Annotated in this window: 5 protein-coding genes; 4 read left to right on the forward strand and 1 reads right to left on the reverse strand. The window is 36.2% G+C overall.

The features are described 5' to 3' along the window. Positions 1 to 145 precede the first annotated feature (145 nt). The 4 genes from ROSEINA2194_RS19835 to ROSEINA2194_RS13235 all read left to right on the forward strand — a co-directional run bounded on the left by ROSEINA2194_RS19835 (position 146) and on the right by ROSEINA2194_RS13235 (position 3663). Positions 146 to 1360: a site-specific integrase gene (locus ROSEINA2194_RS19835; protein WP_007888060.1), complete on the forward strand. Its 1215-nt coding sequence runs from the start codon at positions 146 to 148 to the stop codon at positions 1358 to 1360. Continuing rightward, on the forward strand, positions 1357 to 2346 hold the full coding sequence (locus ROSEINA2194_RS13225) for a tyrosine-type recombinase/integrase (protein WP_007888061.1): 990 nt from the start codon (positions 1357 to 1359) through the stop codon (positions 2344 to 2346). The genes ROSEINA2194_RS19835 and ROSEINA2194_RS13225 overlap by 4 nt, the downstream gene beginning before the upstream one ends. Beyond that, a complete protein-coding gene (locus ROSEINA2194_RS13230) occupies positions 2336 to 3358 on the forward strand; it encodes a site-specific integrase (protein WP_007888063.1) in 1023 nt (340 codons plus the stop codon). Before ROSEINA2194_RS13225 ends, ROSEINA2194_RS13230 begins: the two co-directional genes overlap by 11 nt. A 74-nt stretch (positions 3359 to 3432) precedes the next feature. Further along, on the forward strand, positions 3433 to 3663 hold the full coding sequence (locus ROSEINA2194_RS13235; RefSeq protein ID WP_007888066.1) for a hypothetical protein: 231 nt from the start codon (positions 3433 to 3435) through the stop codon (positions 3661 to 3663). 11 nt (positions 3664 to 3674) lie between these two features. Here the strand turns inward: ROSEINA2194_RS13235 and ROSEINA2194_RS13240 are convergent, their stop codons facing one another. Further along, positions 3675 to 4325 (reverse strand): hypothetical protein, encoded by a 651-nt coding sequence (locus ROSEINA2194_RS13240; RefSeq protein WP_007888069.1) that lies wholly within the window; start codon positions 4323 to 4325, stop codon positions 3675 to 3677. Positions 4326 to 4440: the final 115 nt, after the last annotated feature.

Genomic DNA, 4440 nt, shown 5'->3' on the forward strand with positions numbered 1-4440 from the left:
TTTTTTATGAGTCATATATTATGTTGAGTCAGATGACTCTTTCCTTTCTTTATTAGTTTTACAACGACAATTACTCAACATTTTCTTTCCTTTTTGATATGGTTATTAATGTAACAACCCATTTATAGCAAGAAAGGAGAAGAGAATGGAAGGACTCAATAAGGTTTTTACATCAGAATTGCAAACCTATGTTTCTGAATTAAAGGAGGTGATGTTTCAAAAGGGATATAGCGATTGTCAAGTACAGACCTACAATAAAACTTGGCAATCTATATTGTCTTATGCTTCAGTTCAGCCCAATCAAGAATTCACAGAGGGTTTTCGTCAACAATTCCTTCAGGATGTATGTGCCGAAGCTTTAGAAAAACGTGATTCTATGTATCGCATCACACGAGCTGTGAACATGCTTTCAGATTTTACACAATTTCACGTTATCTTCCGTCAGTATTGTACACCATCAACAGATTTTTCGGAAGAGTTACATGATCTTTTTTCGGAATTCTTAAAAGCTGAGGAGCATAGACATTTTTCCGAAAGCACCATGAAACAGCTACGTGGAAGGCTTATGCGATTTCATGATTATCTTTATGATATTGGGATTCGAGATTTTAAGTCTGTAACAGGCTCTATTATAAACACTTATATTTTATCACTTGCAAGATATTCTACAACTTATGTCTCTGAATCACTACGCGAAATTCGCAGGCTACTAACTTTTGGATATGAAAATGGATTTATTGACACTCCGCTTTCGGATTTCATCCCTCACGTAAAAAACATCCGCCAACAGAAAATCCCCAGCACATTTACCGACACAGAAATTGAAAAAATACTTAATTCTGTGGATCGTTCAAATCCTATCGGTAAACGAAATTATGCCATTTTTCTGATTGCAGCAAGATTAGGAATTAGAAGTAGCGATATCCGAACTTTGACATTTTCAAACATTAACTGGGACGATAAACTCATCTCGTTTTGTCAGCAAAAAACTGGGCACGCACTTTCTTTGCCACTACCAGATGACGTGGGCTGGGCTATCATAGATTATTTAAAAAATGGGCGTCCAGAAACTAATGTTAAAAACATTTTTGTGTCTCATATGTATCCTTATGGAGAATTACATTCTCTTGGTAATGTTATTCCACGACAGATGCGAACAGCAGGTATCAATACTCCCGCTAATAAACGTACTGGAATGCACGCGTTTCGACACGGTTTGGCTACCAGAATGCTTGAAAATGATGTTTCTCTCCCTGTTATATCACAAACACTTGGACATGCAGATATCTCAAGCACAGAAGTTTACTTGAGAATCAGTATAAAGCAACTTGCCCTGTGTGGATTGGAGGTGGACTTATGAAGAAAAGAACAGTTGGATCTTTTGATGGACCATTTGCTCCCATGTTGGATTTGTTTGTAAAGCAAAAGCAGGCACTAGGATATGATTATGTGGGTGGATATAACGCATTACATGTATTTGATACATTCAGCAAACGATATGAAGTGAAAAATTACGAATTGTCGAAAGAAATTGTTCTGGCTTGGTCACAAAAACGGCCGAATGAAAATGATACTACAAGATCAGCGAGGATTATGTATCTTCAACACTTTGCTATATTTTTAAACAGCCAAGGCTACTCCGGCTATATAGCCCCACCGCAAAAATATCATTTTTCACAACATACGGCATATGTATTCACCAAAGCAGAGATTAAGAAACTATTTATTTCTTTAGATCAAATGGAATATACTCCAAATTCTCCATACCGCCATCTCTCGTTTCCGCTTTTATACCGGATGCTTTATGGATGCGGTTTCCGCATATCGGAGCTTCTTAATCTTACAGTTGGCGATGTTGATATCGAACGTGGAATTATTCATATTCATGATTCCAAAAACGGAAATGAACGACTCGTTCCAATGGCAGCAACACTAGCAGCTCGATGCAGAACATATACAGAATCTGTTCACAATGATCATGAAGAAGACTTTCCATTCTTCTTCAAAAAAGACGGAACCGGATATTGTGTAAGTAATATAGAACGACATTTTCGCGAACAACTATGGTTAGCAGGAATCCCATATCTTGGCAAGGAACTGGGACCACGGGTTCATGATCTACGTCACACATTTATATGTCATAGATTAAACCAATGGGCGAAAGAAGGTGTTGACCTTACTGCGATGCTTCCTATTTTGTCTAAATACGTTGGACATACAGGCATTGCTTCGACACAGTATTATTTAAAATTAACCGCTGAAGCTTTTCCAGATGTGCTAGAACAAATGGACGAGCTAACCGGGCATGTATTTCCAGAAGTCGGAGGTGTGATGTATGAAGAATAAAACACCTGATTTTGCATATCACATGACCAAATTTTTCACAGAATACTTGCCAATACAACGAAATCTAAGTCCTAATTCAATAGCTACGTATCGTGACACATTTCGGTTACTGCTTTTGTTTTACGATACGGAAAAACATATAAAACCAAATTTGCTGACATTAGATATGCTTAATGTTCAACAAATTGAAGATTTTATGCTATGGCTCAAAAAGGAAAGAAATTGTGGGGCAAGTACCTGCAATCAACGATTAGGCGCATTAAAATCATTTTTCAGGTATCTGCAATTCGCACTACCAGACTGTGCCCTGCAATGTCAGGAAAATTTAGCCATACGGCCAATGAAGCAACCAGAACCTGGGTTAAAATATCTTACTATTGACGGCATAAAATTACTTCTTGAACAACCAGATATAAAAACCAAATACGGTCGCCGTGATCTGGCCATTCTTAGTCTTATGTACGACACTGGCGCCAGAGTTCAAGAAATTGCAGATATTAAAATAGTTCATATTCGTTTTAGCGCACCTGCAACAATAAGAATAACCGGAAAGGGAGATAAAACACGCGTTGTTCCACTTCTTTCTAGAACCGAGGATATATTAAAGCAATATATTAAAGATTTTAAAATTGATGCAGGTGGAAATGATGCATACCTGTTTCAAAATAGAAGCGGGCAACAGCTTTCACGCTTTGGAATTAGCTACATCTTAACCAAATACGCAGATATGGCGAGGAAAGTTCATCCTGAACTTATTCCCGAAAAACTTTCGCCTCACTGTATCAGGCATTCAAAAGCAATGCATCTATTACAGGCAAATGTGAATTTGGTTTATATTCGCGATCTACTTGGTCATAGTAGTGTCACGACAACAGAAATATATGCGCGAGCAGATACAACGCTCAAACGGGAAGCTCTCGAAAAAGCAAATCCTATTAAAGACACTCCGGCGATGCCGCAATGGAATAGTGATGATGGTTTAATGGAATGGCTCCGAACTCTAGGAAAATAATTATCACATGCTGACGGAAAACATTTTCCGTCAGCAACAAATATTTATATGAAAGGATATTATGGTATAAAATTATGAAAAAATATATCATTCCCGATTGGATCAAGCAATATGAAAATGACGCAGCACCGTTTTCCATTGAAAAAATTGTATTGAAAAAATATGAAGACGATTGGACACTATTTTTTTACAGTAACGATGATACTACTGGTGGCATAGTGATAAATCAATCTTCCGGAACAACAATAGCTGAACTATTAGACTATGCCGAACACAATCACATAGCCATAGAATATAGTTTGTAAAGTTTATATAACTAGCATTTACCCTCAATCTCTAAACGACGTTGATTAAACACAGTATAGAAATCACGTGCTTTATTTATATCTTCTGTAAATGCTAATGTTAAGCCATTACTTTTAAGAAATTTAATAATTTCGTGAGGATTATCATACATATCAAAAATTTTCTGTCGCATTCGATCACTTAAATTTTTGTGGATAATGTTAAAGAAATAAGGATTATAATAGTCATCGCTTTTATTTTTGCTTCGAGGATGCTTAGTATGCTTAATACGATCACTAAATTCATGGATATTTTCATAGCGCAAGTCATCCATAGTTAAGGATTCAAGACGTACTGTCAATTCCTCGAAAAACACAGTGGTCGAAATACGTCCATCCCTAGTAAAATTTTCAAAAAATGGGTATAAAAGTGACATGTATTCCCCAACATGTGCGCTTATTAATAAAGACTCACCTTTTTTAGTTATACGAATAGGCAAAAAAATCACCTCTCGTTCACCGGTTTCAAAAGTAACTGAAATCTGACGGGACAATCCTGCACATTTAGTATATGCGACGTTGATATGATATCCGTGTAACATAAAATGGTATTGAATCACATCTCGCTGTTGATGTTGATATAAGTAGCTAATATTGTTAAATGCATTTGTAAAATCGATCATTAAAATCCTCCATAAGTTCAAATTATAAATTAAATTATGTTAAGAAAGGAATCCAAAAAACTATGAAACAAGCAAAAAACGATAACAACTCAACATATTCTAAAACTCATAAAAA

The sequence above is a fragment of the Roseburia inulinivorans DSM 16841 genome, from assembly GCF_000174195.1.
Taxonomy (GTDB): Bacteria; Bacillota; Clostridia; order Lachnospirales; family Lachnospiraceae; genus Roseburia; species Roseburia inulinivorans.